The sequence below is a fragment of the Saccharibacillus kuerlensis DSM 22868 genome (assembly GCF_000378145.1).
In the GTDB taxonomy this organism is placed as follows: domain Bacteria; phylum Bacillota; class Bacilli; order Paenibacillales; family Paenibacillaceae; genus Saccharibacillus; species Saccharibacillus kuerlensis.
Genome location: NZ_KB899278.1, coordinates 47776 through 68443, shown reverse-complemented (window position 1 = coordinate 68443; position 20668 = coordinate 47776). Strand labels below are relative to the sequence as shown.

Here is a 20668-nt window from a genome sequence, read left to right as displayed (position 1 = left end):
AGCTTTTGTTTTTTGCTACAATGACAAAAAGGCACGTCAAGCAAGCTTCCATAAGGGGGAGCCTGCGAGGCGAAGCCGACCGGAAAGGACCTGAAGCAATGAACGAAACAGTGGAACTTCAATTCGAAAATATGGTGCAGTGGCGCAGACACTTGCATCGCAATCCGGAATTATCTTATATGGAAAAAGAAACGGCTGCATTTGTAGCGGAAAAACTTGAAAGCTTTGGTATCGAGGTTCGCCGGAATGTAGGGGGACACGGATTGATCGGGATCGTCAAAGGCGCACTGCCGGGACGTACCGTAGCGCTGCGGGCGGATATGGACGCGCTGCCGATCTCGGAAGAGAGTGGTGCCGAATATGCGTCAAAACGTGAAGGGGTTATGCATGCCTGCGGGCATGACGGCCATACGGCAGCACTGCTTGGTGCAGCGCAGTACTTCGCAGAGCGCCGCGAGCAGCTGGAGGGAGAAATAAGGCTGCTGTTTCAAGCTTCCGAGGAAGTATGCCCGGGCGGTGCCAAGCCGATGATTGAGGAGGGAGCGCTTGAAGGAGTCGATGCCGTATACGGCGTTCATCTCTGGACTCCGCTTCCAATCGGTACGGCCGCTTCTGTCGCTGGACCGATGATGGCCTCTACTGACGAATTTTTTATCGATATTACCGGGCGGGGCGGTCACGGCGGTATGCCGCATGAAACGGTCGACAGCATCATCGCGGCTTCGGCACTCGTCATGCAGCTTCAGACGATAGTAAGTCGATCCGTCGATCCGCTCAGACCAGCCGTTCTCAGTGTCGGAACGATCAATGGCGGATTTGCGCAAAATGTCGTTGCAGAAACAACGCGGATTACTGGTACGGTTCGTACGTTCGATGAAGAGACAAGGGCACTGATCCGCCGGAGAATTGAAGAAATGAGCCGGCAGATCGCCGAAGCGTACGGAGCTTCAGCCCAGGTGGACTATCTAGTGGGCTATCCGGCGCTTATTAACCACGCTTCCGAAACGGAACGTTTCTTCCGAATTGCGCCAGAGGCTCTTCCGGGTTTTAACATCGAGATCGCCAAGCCGCTGATGCCGGCAGAGGACTTCGCTTATTATCTGCAGGAAAAGCCGGGATGCTTCATGCTCGTCGGAGCAGGCAACTCCGAAAAAGGATTCGTCTATCCGCATCATCATCCGCGTTTTGATTTCGACGAATCCGCGCTAAGTGCTTCGGCGACACTGCTGATTGCAATGGCAGAATCCGCGCTCCAACAAAAGGATTAAGCGATAGGTTAGGTTCTCTCGATGAAGTATGAGCGTTCTTCTGTCTTCTCCTATTCTGTTAAAGGCTTACATCCTGTACAGGGTTGTGCTATGATAATTGTACCTGCCCGTCCCGGGTGGGACCGGGTAGAGTTCAAGCACAGAAGCGGGATGACAAAATGAGCGTATCGGAGATTGAAACAGTCGACATGGCCCGTGTGCTCATGAGCGCATATGAATTAGGCGATATGATCAACGGTTCTGTCGAAGTTGCGGATTACTTATATTGGCGCGAACGGATGCAGGAGCATCCGGAAGTGCGGCGTCTTATGGACAAGTTGAACGCCAAGAAGGAATTATTTGAAGAAACGCAGCGATTCGGACATTTCCATCCGAATTATCACGCGGCGAAAGAAGAAGTCGAGCTTACCCAGCGGGAGATGGAGCAGATTGAGGCTGTAGCCCGTTTCAAGGCAGCAGAGATAGCGCTGGACGAACTGCTCTTTGAAATGTCGGAGACAATCGCTTATTCGGTTTCTTCGAGCATCAAAGTGCCGGGTAACGATCATCTGCCGAAAAAAGGATGCGGAAGCGGAGGCTCCTGCGGCTGCGGCTGACAAGCGGTCGTTCTACTATAGAAAGAAGGTGCGAGCACCATGGTTCCGGAACGTATAGGTTATATTGTATGGGTTAACGATCTGAAAGCGGCACGGAATTTGGAGAAATACGGAACGCTTCATTACGTATCGCGCCGCATGCATTATGCCGTCGTTTATCTCAATGCCGATCGGGCTGAGGAGACGGCGAAACATATGCGCAGACTCTCATATGTACGCAAAATCGAAAGATCGCATCGAACAGATCTCAAAACGGATTATGGCAGTAAGTTTCCGGAAGATGCTCAAATCGAGCTTCCCGATTCCGAAGCTCTGTCAAGCTGATTTGGATCGGTGTAAACGAGCAGAAGAAGCGGCCCTTTTCGGGTCGCTTCTTCTATACTATTTAAAATTCCCGCATGCTTTTCGGATTTCCTTGTATAAATAAGAGGCATGATGTAATGTATTGGGTATATATACATAGACATAGATATAGGCGTAGACATAAAGACCTACAACGTATTCGCAAGTTTGTCGACTGCCTGAGTCCGGCAATAATTAACGTACACTCTGCCGGAAGAGGACTGAACTTGCCATTACGCGTAGACCAAAAAACAGACGAAGTTGAGTCTCTGGAGAGTGATAAACGGTGCGGGATAAGGCGACGGAACGATGGAGCACTTACGAACCTTTTTTCATCGCTCTCGGCGACAAAAAGGTAGCAGACATCGTAATTACGAATCATGCCAAAAGCCGCTATGGCGATCGGGTTGATAGTGTGCAAAAGAGTACAGAAGAAATTGCAGCCTGGTTGTGGGAATGCTTGCAAACCGGGCGAATCGTTTCGTATTATCGTAAAGAAGAAGACGTTTATCTGATCGACAACGATATTGTTATGGTAGCGGAATTCGGCGAGCTGACTGGTCCTTATCCGGTCGAAGGCGGACCTCTGCACAAGATGATTATCGTAACGTTTCTCGGGAAAATGTCGGAAACGATCGAGCTTCGGGATCTGAAAACTTATTATTCGTGGCTCCGGCATTCGCGAAGAATGACCCTGATGAAAAATGGACGCAAAAAAAAGTAACGGAAAATTGGGATGTTATGGAGGATTACGACATTCCCTACAGGGGATTTCAATCGAATACGTAAGTCTAAGCATGGAAGTTTTATTTCATGCTTTTTTTTGTGAGGAGGATAAAGATGGCTCTTAATTTTCATCAGCTTCATATTTTCCATACGGTTGCAGAAAAAGGGAGTTTTTCCGCAGCAGCGGCAGCTATGCACATGACTCAGCCAGCGGTAACGATGCAGGTGCAGACATTGGAAGAGTATTTCGGTACTAAGCTGCTCAATCGTTCAACGAAAAAAATCGAATTGACCGAATCCGGTCGGATCCTACTGCCGTTCGCTCGGCGCAGCATTGAACTGATGCGGGAGACGGACATGGAAATGGCTCGTTTTACGCATAAGCTGGAAGGCAGGCTGCAGTTTGGCGCGAGCAATACGATCGGCGAATACGTGCTGCCTCCGCTGCTTGTTCCGTTCGGTCGTCAGCATCCGGATATCGCGATTTCGCTCAAAGTGATGAATACGACGCAAATTCTCGATGAGATTGCCCGGCATACGCTGAATTTTGGACTTGTCGAGGCTCCGGTCGTGCATCCGGATGTGATCAGCGAAGCGGTCATGCAGGACGAGCTGCGTCTGATTGTGCCGACCGGCCATCCGCTCGCGAATCGCAAATCGGTTGCATTGGAAGAAGCGGCGTCTTATCCGTTTGTTCTGCGTGAAGAAGGCTCCGGTACGCGTCAAGTGATGGAGGATGAGTGGAAGGCAAAGGGCATGGACCCGCGCAGCCTGCAGACGGTAATGGAGCTCGGCAGCACCGGAGCGGTCAAATCGGCGGTGGAAGCGGGACTGGGCATCACGATGCTGTCTCCGTCTTCGGTCAAGCACGAACTTTCGCTCGGGCTGCTGCATGCTGTTTCGATCGAAGATGCATCGTTCAAGCGGCAGTTCTACTCGGTTCGACTGAAGTCGACACTGCTGCCGATTTCGGCCGTTGCCTTTTTGAATTTTCTGCGGGAACGGTATGAACAAACGAACAAGCAGGGCAGCAAACCAAGTCGTAAGCGGAAAGGAGAGGAGTAAGATGAGCGGTATCGAAAAAATGCGCGTCTTATACGATTTGCATATGCACAGCACATCTTCGGACGGTATGAATACGCCGACGGAATTGGTGCGTCTGGCATCGGAACGCGGACTTGCGGGAATGGCGCTGACCGATCACGATACGGTAGCGGGGGTTCGCGCAGCGGAGACGGAAGCGAGGCTCGCCGGATTGGACTTCATACCGGGAGTGGAGATCAGCACCCGTGCGGATGGTAAAGACATTCATATGCTGGGCTATTTTGTTGATCCGGATAACAAGCTTTTCCTGGAACGACTTGCCGGCCTGCGCAGCGTACGCGACCAACGCAATGAATTGATTCTGGAGCGCTTGCAGCAGCTTGGAGTCGAAATTACCCTTGATGAAGTCAAGGATCGCGGCGGCCGTCCACTGGGTCCCGGCGAGAGTGTCGGTCGACCGCATATGGCCGATGTGCTGGTACGCAAAGGGTATGCGTCCGATCTTCGGGATGCTTTTGATAAATATCTGGCTGAAGGAGCGGCGGCTTATGTGTCTCCGCCGCGTATTACACCTGTCGAAGCAGCGGATTGGATCCGCGAAGCAGGCGGGATACCGGTGCTGGCTCATCCGGGCCTGTACGGTGACGATGAACTTGTACGCACGGTGTTGGAAGCGGCCAAGCCGGCCGGTATTGAAGTTCGTCATCCCGACCATATGTCGGATGACGAGGAGCGTTACCGGAAGCTGGCTGAAGAATACGGTCTGCTGACGACAGCCGGTTCCGATTACCACGGAGTTCGGCAGGGCAAAGTGTTCCATGGAGAGCTCGGCGCTTATACGGTTGAAGCAGCGGTAGTTGATACTCTTCGGCAGTTGAGTCAGCAGTGAAGTTTGCATAATTCCAAAAAAACTGGCAGAGACAGCGGATCAAAGCAAAGTGGTGCTGGTCTGTAAGCGGCTGAGCAAGAGCAATCGCGAAAAGGAACTGCGTAAAACCGCTGAATAAGTTAAGGAATGCAAAAAAGCGTATTCGGCCAAAACGGCGAATACGCTTTTTCTTTCAGTCGCACAAAATCTGGAGATCTCTGGGTAATTAAGAATTTCTATTAAGTCGGTATTTACCCGTTCTTTACTGCATTTGGAAGAGATTTGATCAAATCTTCATCCGGCGTAACGAAGAGCGTTTTTTGATGATCGTAGATGACAAAGCCTGGCTTTGATCCGCTTGGTTTGCGAACATGGCGAATTTGAGTCATGTCGACCGGTACGCTGCTGGAATGCTTGGCTTGACTGAAATAAGCGGCCAGCTGGGCGGCTTCGTTCAGCGTATCTTCGCCATATTCCGCGCTGCGGATAACAACGTGCGAACCCGGAATATCCTTAGTGTGCAGCCAGGTATCGCTGGAATGCGCCAGACGGTTGGTGATGAATTCGTTCTGCAAGTTATTTTTACCGACATAAATTTCAATGCCTTCTGACGATGTATACATATGCAGGGTCGGCTTGTCGTTCTTCTTTTTCTTTTTGGCGCCGCGCGAAACACGGTTGCGTACATATCCTTGTTCCGCAAGCTCGGCACGAATCTCATCGACGTCACGCAGCGAGGCATCATTAAGCTGCTGCAGCAGATTATCCATGTACGCGATCTCTTCATGCGTTTTTTTGACCTGTTCATCGATGACGGCCAGACTGTTTTTGTATTTGTTGTACTTTTTGAAATAGCGCTGGGCATTGTCCGACGGACCGAGAAGAGGATCGAGTTGAACTTTGACCGTACGCTGTTCCTCGTCGTAGAAGTTGACCAGCTCGATCTCTTTCATGCCGCGCTTCAGCAGGTGCAGCGAAGCAAACAGCAGCTCGCCGTAAATCCGGTACTGCTCGGCGTCCTGCGCTTCTTCGAGGTCCTTGTCCAGATGGTCAAGCTTCTTAACGTTTTTACTGCGCTCGTTCTGAAGAAACTTGATCAGGTCGCCAACCTTTTGTTTGACGGTATCCCGGTCGGCTTTGTCTCCGTAATAATGTTCCATACAGGTGCTGATGGAATCGAATTGGCGAAGCTCGCCTTCGATCAGCGTCAGCGGCACAGCGGAGAACACAAGCTTGCCGCGCGCGTTAAGGCCGCTGGTTGGAGAGAATTTTCCTGCGCGAACATCGCTCATCAGAACGTCAAATGCCTGCCAGACTGCAGAGGAGTCAGTGCCGGATTCTTCTTCCGGATTCCCTGACGCTGCCCGGTGGAGCACTTCCTGGGCAATCAACGGACTGAGGCCCGTGTAGGCGTCAACAAGCCGGTTTACGGGAGGAGTGACTACATTTTCGTTCCATTTTTGCGCAAACTGTTCTTCGCTTGTTTCCAGCGGATTTAGCTTATGCTGCTGAGGAGGTTCCTGATACTGAAAACCCGGCATTACGACACGGAAACTGCTGATCGCAGGAGTGACATGATGAATGCCGTCCAAGATAACGCCCGTCACAGCGTCAAGCAGAATGATGTTGCTGTGCCGACCCATTAATTCGATCACAAGCTTTTTGAGCGACACGTCGCCTACTTCGTCGCGCTGGCGGATCCAGAAATGCAAAATGCGCTCCATGCCGACCTGCTCGATTTTTTCGATTACGCCGCCTTCGCAGTGTTTGCGCAGCAGCATACAGAACATGGGAGCTTCAGGAGGATTCATATAAGATTGTTCGGTGAACTGTACTCGCGGATAGGTAAGGCTTGCGGACAGCAGCAGCTTCTTGTTGCCTGCACGGGAGCGGATTTGGAAGACGATATCGCTGGCCGAGGGCTGATGTACTTTGCCGATGCGTGCGCCTTGGAGTGCAGCGAGCTCGGCGGAGATTGCGCGTGTAACGATTCCGTCCAATGCCATCTATAACGACCTTCTTTCTATACAAGCAGGATGATTTCGAGACTGGCGCGCGGAAAAACACAAAGTTTCACACAGAAAATTAATAGCAATCGCGCGCCGGTTCGGGTATCTTAGTTAATGGAGCTTCGCGGCCCATACATCTCCTGGCATCCGTCGTTGATGCGGCGGTTACATCGGAGTTGATGTGGTGATCCGCGGAAAAGTCCGCAGCCGAACGCATCTAAAGATGGCGTTCGCAAACGGACACGGTATGATCTATATTGAGCGAAACCGGGGGTTTCGTCAACTTTTTGCCAAGTGCAAAGAAGTCTGACGATCCTGTTTCGAAAATGATAAGGAGTGAAAGTGAACTCATGGAATTTACGAAAATGCAAGGACTGGGTAACGACTTTGTTATCGTATACGGAGAAAAGGAACTGCCGGCAAATGCAGCCGAGCTTGCAGTCAAAGTATGCGACCGTTTCTTCGGCGTAGGCGCCGATGGTCTCGTCTATATTTTGCCTTCGGAAAAAGCGGACTTCATGATGCGCATTATGAACTCGGACGGTTCTGAAGCGGAGCAGTGCGGCAATGCGATTCGCTGCGTTGCCAAATACGTTTACGATCATAAGTTGACTTCAAGCGAGAGTATTACGATTGAGACGATCGGAGCAGGCGTACAGCCTTTGACAATCAGCGCGGATAACGGTGTCGCCAAGACGGTTCGCGTTGATATGGGAGCTCCGATTCTCGAAGGAGCGAAAATTCCGGTTGCCATGGATGGAGAGCAGGTCGTTGATCAGCCGATCGAAGCGCTGGACGAAAGCTTCCGGTTTACGGCTGTCTCGATGGGCAATCCGCACTGTGTAATCTATGTCGACGACGCAGTGAATTTCGATCTCGCCAAGTGGGGACCGGCCTTGGAGAAGCATCCTTTGTTCCCGAAAAAGGTCAATGTTGAGTTCGCTACCGTTAACAGCCGGAAGCAGATCGATATGCGCGTCTGGGAACGTGGAGCGGGACCGACTTTGGCATGTGGTACAGGTGCCTGCGCGACGCTGGTATCTTCCGTATTGAACGGGCACAGCGACCGGGAAGCGACAGTGTCGCTTAAGGGCGGAGATCTGTTTATCGAATGGAACGAAGCCGACAATCACGTCTATATGACGGGACCGGCCGAATTTGTCTATACGGGCAAACTGACCGAGTAAGGGAGCCCTGTCAGGCCTTGCGGACAGACTGCCTGGAAGAGCTGCTTCCCGGCAGTTCTTCAGCAAATTGTTGTCCGATCTGTCCGAGCCTAAGACTTATCGGCAAAGCCGCAGGAACGCGGAAAAGCCGCTTGCGTTCGTCACGTTTACGTGAGAACGCAGCGGCACCGCGAACCTGCGGCTTTTGTGTTTTTCTACGAAACACAGCAGTGATTTTAAAATTTCAGCGGGCGAAGTTTCGCTTCGATTTCGGCGCGCCGGTGCTCCAGGAATGACGGCAGTCCGAGCTTCTCTCCCAAAGAATCGATCGGCTCATCGATATCGAATCCTGGCGTGTCGGTAGACAATTCGAACAGAATGCCGTTCGGCTCGCGGAAGTACAGCGCGCGGAAGTAATCGCGGTCCACCTCGCCGGAATTCGGCATACCGCTTGCGGCAATGCGATTGACCCACTTGGCATATTCTTCTTCGTTCGGAATGCGGAAAGCTACATGATGGGCGCCTCCCCGTCCCAAGCGGAACTTGGGCAGGTCGGGACGAGATTCCAGATGCACCTCGGCGCCTGAACCGCCTTCGCCAGTGGCAAACACTTCGATTTCGGCGAAGTTTCCGGCAGGCGAAGGATAAGTGCCGATTCTGCGGAATCCCATTAGCTGCGTGAGTACGAGGGCGGTTGGTTTGGGATCGGCTACAGTCAGCGTAACCGGACCAAGTCCGACGATCGCATGCTCGAGCGGAATCTCTTCCGCTGTCCATGGCTGCCCGGGAGCTACACCCTTTTCGCCATTGTCGGCGGCAAGGATCAGCTGCGTACCTTCAAAGTCTTCAAAGAAGAGCGTGTCTCTGCCTGCGCGTTTGACGAATTCGCCGCGCTTGATTCCTAATGCATCGAAACGGGAGGCCCAGAATTCCAATGAGGCTGTTGTGGGCACACGCAAAGAAGTAGAAGAAATGCTGGAAACGCCCGGATAGGAAGGACCTATTCCCGGGTAATCAAAATAAGTGACTTCAGTACCGGGACTTGCGACGGCATCTCCGTAAAACAGATGATAAGAAGTCGTATTGTCTTGGTTGACCGATTTCTTGACCAAACGCATACCGAGCACACGGGTAAAGAAATCAAAGTTTTTCTCGGCTTGCCCGGTCATAAGAGAAACATGGTGTTGTCCAAGCAGTTGCATGAGGATTCATCTCCTTATATTTGGAAGAAGCAAAAGAAGTGCGGGGATTTTCAATAAAGAAAAATATAAAGCTGCTTTATTAATTTCAGTATATATCTTCATTTCAAGATATGCAAGGCCGAAACGCAATTTTGCAAACGTACGCCGGCTCTCTTGTTTACCTCTTGTTTAGAACTGCATAATCCATTAAAATAGGGTAACGGATGTGATGACGATGTCTTTCAGCATGACCGGTTATGGTCAATTCGCCATGCAGCGCGGCGGATACAAAATTCAATTTGAAGTCAAGTCCGTCAATCATCGCTACTGTGAAGTCGTGCTACGGATGCCCCGGGAATGGAACAGCTTCGAGGAAGGTCTCCGGCGGCTTGTACAGCAGCATGTCAGGCGCGGACGGATTGACGTATATGTTACAAGGGAAAGCGAATCTGCGGGAAACGCCATGCAGCTTAATCGTACGGCGGCCGAATCGTATATCCGTGCGGCTCAAGAGCTGGAGCTCGCTTATGGAATCGATGGTAGGCTTGGAGCGGCGGAACTGCTGGCTCTTCCTGATGTGATGCTTCCTGCGGAAGTTACACTTACGGATGAGGACAATGAGACGGACTGGGAAGCGGTTCTTTGGGAAGGACTGGAGCAGGCTCTTCAGGAACTGGTAGCCATGCGCCGAGCGGAAGGTGTCCACTTGATTCAAGACTGCCGGCTGAGACTGGACAATTTGTTAGCGGCACATGCGGAACTTACCCGGTTGGCACCGGCTGTTGTCGAAGATTACAGGAATAAGCTCCGGCAGCGAATTGTCGAACTGCGGGACGGGAGCTTTCTGCTGGATGAACATCGTCTCGGTATGGAAGTCGCCCTGTTTGCGGATCGCTGCAGCATTGATGAAGAACTGGCAAGGCTGAGCAGCCATTTCAACCAGTGTGGAGAGCTGCTTGGCAGCAGTGAACCGAAGGGACGCAAGCTGGACTTTCTGATTCAGGAAATGAATAGAGAAGTCAATACGATCGGCTCGAAGGCGAACCACCTGGCGCTCGGAGGCCATGTCGTCGAGATGAAAGCTGAGCTCGAGAAAATGCGAGAACAGGCTGCCAATCTCGAATAACGGCCGGGTGCTGGGGCCCGACTTGCAGAAAAAGGACCAACTAAATAGGGGGAAAACCTGGACATGGCAATCAAGCTTATCAATATCGGCTTCGGGAACATTGTATCGGCTAACCGAATCATTTCCATCGTAAGCCCGGAGTCCGCACCGATTAAGCGGATTATTCAGGAGGCGCGTGATAGGCATATGCTTATTGACGCAACATACGGTCGCAGAACTCGAGCTGTTATTATTACTGACAGCGATCATGTAATTTTGTCTGCTGTACAGCCGGAGACGGTCGCTCACCGCCTGTCGACCAAAGATGACGATAACGACGAATAAATGGAGAGAACTATGTCTAAAGGGTTATTAATTGTATTGTCCGGACCGTCGGGAGTCGGAAAAGGAACCGTATGCAGTGCGCTGCGGAAAAGATTGCCTGGGCTTGTCTATTCGGTCTCAGCGACGACTCGTTCGCCTCGTGAAGGAGAACAGCACGGCGTGAACTATTTTTTCAAGAGTCAGGAAGAGTTCCGTGAGATGATCGCGGGGAATCAATTGTTGGAATATGCGCAGTACGTAGACAACTTTTATGGAACTCCGCGGGATTTCGTCGAACAGACGATTGAAGCGGGGAACGATATTATTTTGGAAATCGAGGTACAGGGCGCGCTTAAGGTGAAGGAGACTTTCCCTGAAGGTGTATTCATTTTCTTAACGCCGCCTTCGCTTAAAGAATTGAAAGACCGGATTGTCGGACGAGGTACAGAGACAGAGTCGGTGATTCATAACCGTCTATCCGTAGCCGAGGAAGAGATTGCACTAATGCGGCATTACGATTACGCTGTTGTTAACGATGAAGTAGATAAGGCCTGTATGCGGATCGAATCGATCATTGTTGCGGAACACTGCCGGATCACCAAGTAAAACCCAATTATCAAACAGATTGCCGGAGAACCGGGCCTTCTCCTTCGGACCGCATTTATGCGGCCGGGAGGGGACATACAGAGAGGACGATAAATTATGTTGTATCCTTCTATCGATAAAATCATGACCAAGGTAGACAGTAAGTATTCCCTGGTAGTAGCTGCCAGCAGACGGGCCAGACAATTGCGTGAAGGTTCGGAATCCGAACTTCTGCGTCCACGGTCGCACAAGCAGGTCGGCGTAGCGCTTGAAGAAATTTACGGCGACTACATCAAGCTGGAAGCCCGTGACGAGAACGAAGTTGTCGAGGAGCAGAAAGGCAAGCGTAACCTGTAAGGTTGCCGTCTTGCTAATCCCGGCGGCAGATAAATCGCGGGATGCGGCTCTTTGATTAGATCGAATAAGCTGCAAGCTTTATTTTAACAATCCGCTGCTAGAGTCCCCCATTCTCCAAATGGTGGGATAAATGGCAGCGGTTTTTCTTCTTTGACGAGGAGTGAACAATAAATTATACTGGGAACAATTGTTCTCCATTTTGTTATGCTCAGGATAAATCGGTCGTGGATAAGAGGCGGCGGATCCGCGAAACAGCAAGCTTTCATTTCTCGGACGGAGCGGTCGCAAACGGCGAGGTCGCTATTTTTTCAGGAGGTGGAATTAGCCATGTTAAAGGGGAAAAAGATTCTGCTTGGTGTAACCGGGGGAATTGCCGCCTATAAGGCTGCAACGCTGTGCAGTCAGCTGACGAAGGCTGGGGCAGACGTTCAGGTCATTATGACGGAATCGGCGCAGCAGTTTATTCCGGCGCTGACGCTGCAGGTACTCACCCGTAATGCGGTCCATACGGATACGTTCGACGAACGAAACCCAAAAGTCGTCAATCATATTGATCTCGCTGATTGGGCGGATCTGGTCTTAATTGCACCGGCTACAGCAAACGCGATCGGCAAGCTGGCGAACGGACTTGCCGATGATATGCTGTCCACGACGCTCTTAGCTGTCACTGCTCCTGTTATGGTGGCACCGGCGATGAATGTGCATATGTACAGTCATCCGGCAGTCGTACACAACATGCAGACTTTGGTAGATCGCGGCGTGATGATGATCGAACCTGGCGACGGTATGCTGGCCTGCGGCTATGTGGGCAAAGGGCGTATGGAAGAGCCGGAGTCGATCGTTGAGGTGCTGCGACAGTTCTTTGCGGGAGCTGACAAGGAAGGAACGTTTTCCGGGAGTGCTTCAATCCAGGGAAAACAGGAGTCAGCAGAAAAAACGTTTCTTGATCCGGGCCCAGAGCTTTATGCTGCCGAATCTGTTCAAACGTCCGGCGAATCAGGCAGCCAGGAGACTCTGTTCTCGACTGCGGGAGGAGCGGCGGAATTCGGGTTGGCGGGCATTGGGGCGAATCCGAGCGGAGAACTCCTGCCAAACAGCGGAAGTGAACATTCCGACCTCATCCTAAAAGGAAAAAAAATTGTGGTGACGGCAGGAGGCACGATCGAGCGTATCGATCCGGTGCGTTATATTACGAATGATTCATCGGGCAAAATGGGGGCGGCTTTAGCTCAGGCTGCACGCGATCTGGGCGCCAAAGTGAAGCTGATCGTGGGCAAAATACAAATTCCGCTTCCAGAAGGCATCGATACTATTCGAGTCGAATCGGCAGAAGAAATGTATGAAGCTTGTCTGAACGAATGGTCCGATACCGATATGCTGATCATGTCCGCCGCGATCGCCGATTATCGGCCGAAATCCAGTTCCCCGCGCAAAATCAAGAAATCCGGCGAGACGATGGCGCTCGAACTGGTCAAAACGGTTGATGTTCTGCAAACGCTCGGTACGCAGAAGGAAAAACAGTTTCTAATCGGCTTTGCTGCTGAGACGCATGATTTGGATACCTACGCGGCGGAAAAGCTGCAGCGCAAAAATTGCGATCTGTTGGTTGCCAACGATGTGACCCAAGAAGGTGCAGGTTTCGGTTCCGATACGAATATTGTCCGGCTGTTCGGACCCGAAGGACGCATTGCCGATCTGCCGAAGCAGTCCAAATACGATACTGCGCGAGATATTTTACTTGAAGCTTCACGTCGTATGTATCGGGGGGCATCGCGATGAATTTCGCGCGTGTCATTGTAGACGTGCCGGTACGGGCGGTCAGCCGGCCGTTCGATTACCGGATTCCTCCGGAGATGAGGGAGTGGATCGCTGTCGGCAGCCGTGTCGGAGTGCCATTTGGCGGCCGGACCGTTCAGGGATTTGTCGTTGGTCTTACGGACGAGAGCGAGTATAAGCATGGACGAATCAAGGCAATTCGCGATCTGCTCGATCTGGTTCCGCCGCTGCCAGAAGATCTGGTTGAACTTGGAGGGTGGATCGCGGATAAGTATGCCTGCCATAAGTCGACCGCGCTGCAGGCGATGATTCCTGGCGCGCTCAAAGGCAAAGCCGAACGTTTTATTCATGCGGCACAGCCGGAAGAAGACGAGCAGGAAAGCGCGGAAATTGAACGACTGCTGGAAAACCTACCGGAAGAAACAGGAGAACTCTCGCTGTTCGGAACACCTTCGGCTTCCGATGTGCCCTCAGCGCGCGAAATTATGGAGCATGTGCGCAGCCGCGGACAGGTGAAAGCCGAACAGCTGCGGCAGAATTTCCCAGGTCGTGAAAAAACGATTCAGGCACTGATTCGCGGCGGTCTGCTGTTTGAGAGCCAGGAAATTCGTGATCGTATGGGCCGCAAGACGGTGAAGACGGTCGTACTAAATGTTGATGCACAGCGGGCAGCAGAAGAACTTGAAAATTTCCCGGCCAGAGCGAAGAAACAGAAAGAAGTTTTTGCATTTCTGATGGAACTTGGCGTGCCAATGTCACTGAAGGAAGTATTGAGCGTTCTCGGCGTAACCGCGAGCACAGTAAAGTCGCTTGAAGAGAAGGGACTGGTTCGCTTTGAGGACGTGGAGGTGTTCCGCGACCCATATGCGGGACGAAACTTTAAGCCCAGTACGGCTCCTAAGCTAACCGGCGAGCAGCAGCAGGTCTACGATTCCGTAATCAGCCGGTTGAACGCGCGGCGTGAAGGCGTATTTCTGCTGCACGGTATTACCGGCAGCGGCAAGACGGAAGTCTATCTGCAGTGTATCGAGCGCTGTATTGCACAGGATCGGCAGGCTATCGTGCTTGTGCCGGAAATTTCGCTGACGCCGCAGATGGTGGAACGCTTCAAAAGTCGCTTTGGCTCAAAAGTTGCCGTTATGCACAGCAGGCTGTCCGGCGGTGAACGCTATGACGAATGGCGCAAAATTCGCGAAGGCCGAGTACAGGTAGCGATCGGAGCACGCTCCGCGATCTTTGCTCCGTTCAAAGATATCGGTCTGATTGTAATGGACGAAGAGCACGAGTCTTCCTACAAGCAGGAGGAAAGCCCGAGATACCATGCCCGCAACGTCGCGGTCAAACGGGCGGAGCAGCATAATGCGGTCGTAATCCTGGGTTCGGCTACCCCGTCGCTCGAAACGTATCATGCTGCGCGTTCCCAGATCGATCCGCATTTCTCGCCCGTATTGGCCGAAATTTCGCTTCGGGCTCTGGGCAGCGAACTGCCGGGGGTCAAGATCGTCGATATGCGGGAGGAACTCAAGGAAGGCAATCGTTCGATGTTCAGCCGAGATCTGCACAGTGCGATCGAACAGCGATTGGAGCGCAAGGAACAGACCGTGCTGCTCTTAAACCGCCGGGGCTATTCAACCTTTGTCATGTGCCGCACCTGCGGTTATGTGGCGGAGTGTCCGAACTGCGATATCTCCCTTACGTTTCACCAGCGTTCCAATAATTTGCGCTGTCACTACTGCGGTCATGCCGAGCCGCTTCCGGATACATGTCCGGAATGCACCAGCGAACATATTCGGTATTTTGGTACCGGTACCCAGCGGGTTGAAGAAGAGCTGGCCAAGCTGTTCCCGGGGATACGAGTGGTGCGGATGGACGTGGATACGACAAGCGAGAAGGGATCGCACGAGAAGCTGCTTCAGCAGTTCCGCGACAAAAAGGCGGACGTGCTGCTCGGTACGCAGATGGTCGCAAAAGGGCTCGATTTCCCTGATGTGACACTGGTCGGCGTCATTGCAGCGGATTCGGCATTAAATCTTCCCGATTTTCGAGCGGGAGAAAAGACGTTCCAACTTCTGACGCAGGTTGCGGGAAGAGCGGGACGACATCATTTGCCAGGCGAAGTGTTCATCCAATCCTACAACCCGGACCATTATTCGATTATTCACGCTTCGAAGCACGATTATCATTCTTTTGTAAGGGAAGAATTGGGACATCGGCGCAAACTCGGCTATCCGCCTTACTGTCGGCTGATTCTTGTGACTTTCTCGCACGAACAGCTGCCGGTTGTCGTACGCATGGCGGAAAATTATGCGGCAATGGTCAAGGAAAAAGCGCGTGCGCGCGGTTGGTTGGCCGGAATGGACAAGCTTGCTCCAAATGTGCTTGATCTGCTTGGTCCGATCGCTTCTCCGATTCCTCGGATCAAAAATAGATACCGATTTCAATGTATGATAAAATGGCGTGGAGAAATGGACGCCGCCCTGCTGGCGCGGGAAATCGCGGATGAACTGGAAGACACGGCGAAAGAGCAGGATCTGCTCATCAGTATCGACGTGGACCCTCAGGTCATGATGTGACGCGGTCCTCCGCGTCTTTTTCATGGGCAGCATGAACGGATTCAGTAACATGGAATGACTAGACTACAGCTTTAAGGAAGGTGCTTGACAATGGCTATTCGATTGATCGTAAAAGAACCCGATGAGGTTTTGCACAAAAAAGCGAAAGAAGTTACAAAGATAACACCCAATGTCCAAAAATTAATGACCGATATGGCGGAAACGATGTATGATGCGGACGGCGTCGGCCTTGCCGCACCGCAGGTTGGCATTCTGAAACGGATTATCGTGATTGATGTGGGTGACGAAAACGGACTGATTGCGATGATCAATCCCGAAATTATAGAGCGTGAAGGCGAGCAGCTGGGTGCGGAAGGCTGTCTGAGCATCCCGGGTCTGAACGGTAACGTGCGCCGGGCAATGACGGTGACGGTAAAAGGCATGAACCGGGACGGCGAAGAGTTTACAGTGACGGGAAGCGGTCTGTTAGCACGCGCATTCCAGCACGAGATCGATCATCTGGACGGCATTCTGTTTACGGATGTGGCCGATAAAGTATATGAACTGACCCGCGAAAGCGCGGCAAAGGAGTGAGCGGAATGAAAAGAGTCGTATTTATGGGAACCCCGCAGTTTGCGGTATCTTGTCTGGAGACGCTGCTGGAATCCGAATGCAATGTGGTAGCGGTTGTAACCCAGCCGGACCGTCCGCAGGGACGCAAGAAGGTGCTGACACCCTCGCCTGTCAAAGAAGCGGCGTTAAAGCATCACCTGCCTGTACTGCAGCCGCAGCGTATGCGGGATAAGGATGCAGTCGAAGAGTTGGCTTCGTTCCATCCGGATCTGATTGTAACGGCGGCTTACGGACAAATACTGCCGAAGTCGCTGCTGAATGTACCGGAGCTGGGCTGTGTGAACGTACACGGTTCGCTGCTGCCTGCTTATCGCGGCGGAGCTCCCATTCAACGGTCGATCATTAACGGCGAAACGCAGACGGGAATTACACTGATGTATATGGCTGAAGGGCTGGATACTGGCGACATGATCGCCAAGACTGAAGTGGAGATTACGGACGAGGACACTTCGGGTACGCTGTTTGAGAAAATGGCAGAGGCCGGAGCTGCGCTGCTGAAGCGTGAGCTGCCGCGTCTGCTGGAAGGTCGTGTGGAAGCCGAGCCGCAGGATGAGTCGTTGGCTTCCTATGCGCCGAATCTGACGCGCGAAGACGAGCGGATCGACTGGACGCGTTCTCCTCGCGAAATTTTCAATCAAGTACGCGGCCTGTCCCCGTTCTCTGGGGGTTACGCGATGTGGAACGGCGAAGTATTCAAGATCTGGGAAGTTGAACGTCCGGAGGATAACGCTCCAGAAGCGGGTGCGGCTCCGGGAACGGTGATGGACGTGAGCGAGACGGCGATCGTCGTAGCTTGCGGTGGAGGCGCGGTTCGATTGAAGAAAGTACAGCCGGCTGGCAAAAAAGCCATGTCCGTGTCCGATTTCGCCCGCGGTGCAACCATGCAGGCAGGGGCGGTGTTGGCATGAGCGGAACAGGAGAAAACGGTAATAAACCCGAAGGTTCGGGGATCCGCATGTTCGGAACAGGATCGAAATCGTCTGCAAACGGCAGTTTTGATCCCAACAAAGCGCCGGAGCGCAAGCAGCCTGCAAGCGGTAAGAAAGCAGACGATCGCAAAAAAAAATACGGGCCTACAAAAAGATCGACTTCGGCGGGAACGAACAAGAAACCGGGAGCAAAGCCGTGGTCAAAGGCTCCATCTGCAAAGGCGCTGGGAACAGGCACAAAGCCAGGAGCAAATGCAAAACCGGAGACGGAAACTGCGGCAAAACGCCAGTCCAAGCCGGCGGAAACTGTAGGGAAACGACCTGCACAATCGGCACAAAAGCCTGCGGAAACGGGAGCTCGAACAGAGGCAAGATCCACAGCGGTCGGCCGTACGCCCGCCCAATCTCCAACTTCCGCTAGAGAAGCCGTCAAGGCGCCGCAGCGCAGCAAACCGACGAGCGCGGCCGAGCGCGTTACAGCCAAGAAATCGGGAAGCGCCGGCGAAGCTTCACGGACAAAGCCGATCCCGGGACGTGGCGACAGCGATCGTTCCGCCGGTATTGATGCACCGGGAAGCGGACGTGGCGGTGAAGCTCCCCGCAGACGCAAAATGCAGGTTACGGCGCGCGAAGCTGCACTGAACGTACTGGCCGGCGTCGACGAAAGCGGCGCATACAGCAACCTGCTGCTCAATCGTACGCTGCAGCAGGCGGAATTGAGCCCGGCCGATGCGGGACTTGCGACGGAACTGGTATACGGTACAATCGCCCGTCAAGCGACGCTGGATTATTTCTTAAACCTCTTCATCAAGAGCGGTGTCAAGCGTCTGAACCCGTGGGTACGCGGTCTTATGCGCATGTCTTTGTATCAGATCAAGTATCTGGATCGGATTCCGCCGCATGCGGCAGTGAACGAGGCGGTCGAGATTGCCAAGAAGAGAGGCCATCAAGGTATCGCATCGATGGTCAACGGTGTACTGCGCAGCGTTCTGCGTGAAGGCGATGTCTTGGAGATCCCGAACGACCTGCCCACAAATGAGCGGATTGCACTTCAGCATTCGCATCCACAGTGGCTGGTTGAGCGCTGGATCGCCCAGTACGGCGAAGAAACGGCAGAAGCCGTCTGTGCAGCAAATAACGAGCCGCCCAAGGTCAGTATCCGAATTAATTCGCTGCGCGGAAGCCGTGAGGAACTGCTGCAGGAATTGACGGATGAAGGCCGGAGCGTTCGCGCTTCTGAGCTGTCTCCACAAGGTGTCATCGTTGAGAGCGGCGGCAACATGGCGAACGATCGCTTTTACCGGGATGGAAGGTTCAGTATTCAAGACGAGAGTTCTATGCTGGTTGCCGAAGCATTGGCGCCGGAGCCTGGCATGAGTGTGCTGGACTGCTGCGCAGCGCCGGGAGGCAAGACGGTCCATATCGCCGAGAAGATGAAAAATCACGGCCGGATCGTGGCAAACGATCTGCACGAACACAAACAAAAATTGATTGCCGAGCAAGCTGAGCGCCTCGGTCTATCCGCAATCGAAACAAGTGTCGGTGACGCTCTGTCGCTGAAAGATCGCTTTGAACAGGCTTCGTTCGATCGGGTGCTGCTGGATGCGCCTTGTTCCGGGTTTGGCGTCATTCGCCGGAAACCAGACCTGCGCTGGGCCAAAACGCCGGATGATGCGGCGGCTATTGCCAGGCTTCAACGGCAGCTGCTGAGCAGCGTAGCCGGCTTGGTAAAGCCCGGCGGTATCCTCGTTTACAGCACATGTACGATCGAACGTGAGGAAAACCAGCGGGCGGTTGCGGAATTCCTGCGCGACCATGCCGATTTCGTTGCCGAGCCGTTTGATATACCAGCCTTGGAAAATATTCCGCAGGCCGGCGGAGCGGGAGTACAGATTTTGCCGCATCAATTCGGCTCGGATGGATTCTACATTGCTCGCCTGCGGCGCAGAGGATAAATATAGAGACAATTTTTAGCGGAATACACAGCAAAAAGAGATGTTTATCCGATAATAATGAGGGACTTCCGCCAAAGCTTGACATGAGCCGGCGGGGGTTCCTCTTTAGCATGAAGACCTTTTGTGCTAATATAGGTAAGATGGAAAGCGATAAATTCAATAAATTCAACGAACAGGGGATATCCAACAACATGAAACCTTTCATATACGATTATAACCTCGATGATCTGCAGCAGTGGGTCAAAGAGAATGGCGAGGCGGCATTCCGCGCCGATCAAATCTTCGACTGGCTGTACGTCAAAAGAGTGTCCAGCTTTGAAGAGATGACCAATTTGTCCAAAACGCTGAGAACCAAATTGGACGAGCAGTTTGCATTCGTAACGCTTAACGAAATCACTAAGTTCCAGTCCAAAGACGGCACGGTGAAGTTCCTGTTTGGTCTGCATGACGAGCATGCGATCGAAACGGTTATCATGAAGCACAATTACGGCAACAGCGTCTGTGTAACGACTCAGGTCGGCTGCCGGATCGGCTGCACATTCTGCGCATCCACATTGGGCGGATTGAAGCGGAATCTGACAGCGGGCGAGATTGTCGCTCAGGTTGTCGAAGCACAGAAGATGCTCGACAAGGACGGAGAGCGCGTCAGCAGTATTGTTATCATGGGCTCGGGCGAACCGTTTGAGAACTACGATGCGACAATGACATTCCTACGTATTATGATTCACGAAAAAGGCTTGAACATCGGCCAGCGTCATATTACCGTTTCTACGAGCGGTATCGTACCGAATATCTATAAATTTGCTGACGAAGATACGCAGATCAACCTGGCCATCTCCATCCATGCGCCTAACGACAAGCTGCGTTCCAAGCTGATGCCTGTCAATCGCCGTTATCCGTTCGACGATGTAATCGCCTCGCTGGATTATTACTTTGAGAAAACAGGCCGCCGTCTGACGTTCGAATACGCGCTGATCGGCGGAGTAAATGACCAGGCCGAGCATGCACAAGAACTTGCGGATGTATTGAAAACCCGCATGGCACACGTCAATCTGATTCCAGTCAACCATGTGCCGGAGCGTAAATATGTACGCACATCGCGCAGCGACATTTTCAATTTCCAGCGCATTCTGACCGAGAACGGAATCAATGCGACGATTCGCCGCGAACAAGGACACGATATCGCGGCTGCCTGCGGACAGCTGCGTGCCAAGCATATGGAAAAAGGACAGGAAAAGGCTGCGAGGTGAGT

At 52.6% G+C, this 20668-nt stretch carries 19 protein-coding genes; 17 read left to right on the top strand and 2 right to left on the bottom strand.

Features of this window, described 5'->3' with window-relative positions:
* The first annotated feature begins 98 nt into the window (after positions 1–98).
* The 6 genes from F456_RS0103245 (at position 99) to F456_RS0103220 (ending at position 4865) form a co-directional block, all read left to right on the top strand.
* Positions 99–1268, top strand: a complete 1170-nt coding sequence (locus tag F456_RS0103245) for a M20 family metallopeptidase (RefSeq protein ID WP_018975572.1) — start codon at positions 99–101, stop codon at positions 1266–1268.
* Between the two features lie 158 nt (positions 1269–1426).
* A complete protein-coding gene (locus F456_RS0103240) occupies positions 1427–1864 on the top strand; it encodes a YlbF/YmcA family competence regulator (RefSeq protein ID WP_018975571.1) in 438 nt (145 codons plus the stop codon).
* 39 nt (positions 1865–1903) lie between these two features.
* The gene (locus F456_RS21685; RefSeq protein ID WP_018975570.1) at positions 1904–2188 is read left to right on the top strand and encodes a YlbG family protein; all 285 of its coding nucleotides are present in this window, start codon (positions 1904–1906) and stop codon (positions 2186–2188) included.
* A gap of 304 nt (positions 2189–2492) precedes the next feature.
* Positions 2493–2930 carry a hypothetical protein gene (locus tag F456_RS0103230; protein ID WP_018975569.1) on the top strand — a complete coding sequence of 146 codons (438 nt, stop codon included), beginning with the start codon at positions 2493–2495 and terminating at the stop codon, positions 2928–2930.
* Between the two features lie 116 nt (positions 2931–3046).
* Positions 3047–3997 carry a selenium metabolism-associated LysR family transcriptional regulator gene (locus F456_RS0103225; RefSeq protein ID WP_018975568.1) on the top strand — a complete coding sequence of 317 codons (951 nt, stop codon included), beginning with the start codon at positions 3047–3049 and terminating at the stop codon, positions 3995–3997.
* Between the two features lies 1 nt (position 3998).
* Positions 3999–4865: a PHP domain-containing protein gene (locus F456_RS0103220; protein WP_018975567.1), complete on the top strand. Its 867-nt coding sequence runs from the start codon at positions 3999–4001 to the stop codon at positions 4863–4865.
* A gap of 230 nt (positions 4866–5095) precedes the next feature.
* Here F456_RS0103220 and F456_RS0103215 read toward each other — a convergent pair whose 3' ends face one another.
* A complete protein-coding gene (locus tag F456_RS0103215) occupies positions 5096–6850 on the bottom strand; it encodes an Rqc2 family fibronectin-binding protein (protein ID WP_018975566.1) in 1755 nt (584 codons plus the stop codon).
* A 353-nt stretch (positions 6851–7203) separates the two neighbouring features.
* On the opposite strand from F456_RS0103215, the gene dapF reads away from it, so the two are divergent.
* The gene (dapF, locus tag F456_RS0103210) at positions 7204–8040 is read left to right on the top strand and encodes a diaminopimelate epimerase (protein ID WP_018975565.1); all 837 of its coding nucleotides are present in this window, start codon (positions 7204–7206) and stop codon (positions 8038–8040) included.
* Positions 8041–8255: 215 nt separating this feature from the next.
* On the opposite strand, the gene F456_RS0103205 is transcribed toward dapF, so the two are convergent.
* Positions 8256–9221, bottom strand: coding sequence for a ring-cleaving dioxygenase (locus F456_RS0103205; protein ID WP_018975564.1), 966 nt, complete (start codon positions 9219–9221; stop codon positions 8256–8258).
* A 214-nt stretch (positions 9222–9435) separates the two neighbouring features.
* Here F456_RS0103205 and F456_RS0103200 point away from each other — a divergent pair, with 214 nt between their 5' ends.
* From F456_RS0103200 to rlmN, 10 genes are all read left to right on the top strand, one after another.
* Positions 9436–10326: a YicC/YloC family endoribonuclease gene (locus tag F456_RS0103200; protein ID WP_018975563.1), complete on the top strand. Its 891-nt coding sequence runs from the start codon at positions 9436–9438 to the stop codon at positions 10324–10326.
* Positions 10327–10389: 63 nt separating this feature from the next.
* Positions 10390–10650, top strand: a complete 261-nt coding sequence (remA, locus tag F456_RS0103195) for an extracellular matrix/biofilm regulator RemA (RefSeq protein ID WP_005548256.1) — start codon at positions 10390–10392, stop codon at positions 10648–10650.
* Between the two features lie 12 nt (positions 10651–10662).
* Positions 10663–11235 (top strand): guanylate kinase, encoded by a 573-nt coding sequence (gmk, locus tag F456_RS0103190; RefSeq protein ID WP_018975562.1) that lies wholly within the window; start codon positions 10663–10665, stop codon positions 11233–11235.
* A 96-nt stretch (positions 11236–11331) separates the two neighbouring features.
* Positions 11332–11571 (top strand): DNA-directed RNA polymerase subunit omega, encoded by a 240-nt coding sequence (gene rpoZ, locus F456_RS0103185; RefSeq protein WP_018975561.1) that lies wholly within the window; start codon positions 11332–11334, stop codon positions 11569–11571.
* Positions 11572–11898: 327 nt separating this feature from the next.
* A complete protein-coding gene (gene coaBC, locus F456_RS0103180) occupies positions 11899–13350 on the top strand; it encodes a bifunctional phosphopantothenoylcysteine decarboxylase/phosphopantothenate--cysteine ligase CoaBC (protein WP_018975560.1) in 1452 nt (483 codons plus the stop codon).
* On the top strand, positions 13347–15920 hold the full coding sequence (gene priA, locus F456_RS0103175) for a primosomal protein N' (protein ID WP_018975559.1): 2574 nt from the start codon (positions 13347–13349) through the stop codon (positions 15918–15920). The genes coaBC and priA overlap by 4 nt, the downstream gene beginning before the upstream one ends.
* 90 nt (positions 15921–16010) lie before the next feature.
* The gene (gene def, locus F456_RS0103170; protein WP_018975558.1) at positions 16011–16493 is read left to right on the top strand and encodes a peptide deformylase; all 483 of its coding nucleotides are present in this window, start codon (positions 16011–16013) and stop codon (positions 16491–16493) included.
* 5 nt (positions 16494–16498) lie between these two features.
* A complete protein-coding gene (fmt, locus tag F456_RS0103165; RefSeq protein WP_018975557.1) occupies positions 16499–17440 on the top strand; it encodes a methionyl-tRNA formyltransferase in 942 nt (313 codons plus the stop codon).
* Positions 17441–18072: 632 nt separating this feature from the next.
* A complete protein-coding gene (rsmB, locus tag F456_RS21680; RefSeq protein WP_040924926.1) occupies positions 18073–19416 on the top strand; it encodes a 16S rRNA (cytosine(967)-C(5))-methyltransferase RsmB in 1344 nt (447 codons plus the stop codon).
* A gap of 191 nt (positions 19417–19607) precedes the next feature.
* Positions 19608–20666, top strand: a complete 1059-nt coding sequence (rlmN, locus tag F456_RS0103155) for a dual-specificity RNA methyltransferase RlmN (RefSeq protein ID WP_018975555.1) — start codon at positions 19608–19610, stop codon at positions 20664–20666.
* Positions 20667–20668 lie beyond the last annotated feature (2 nt).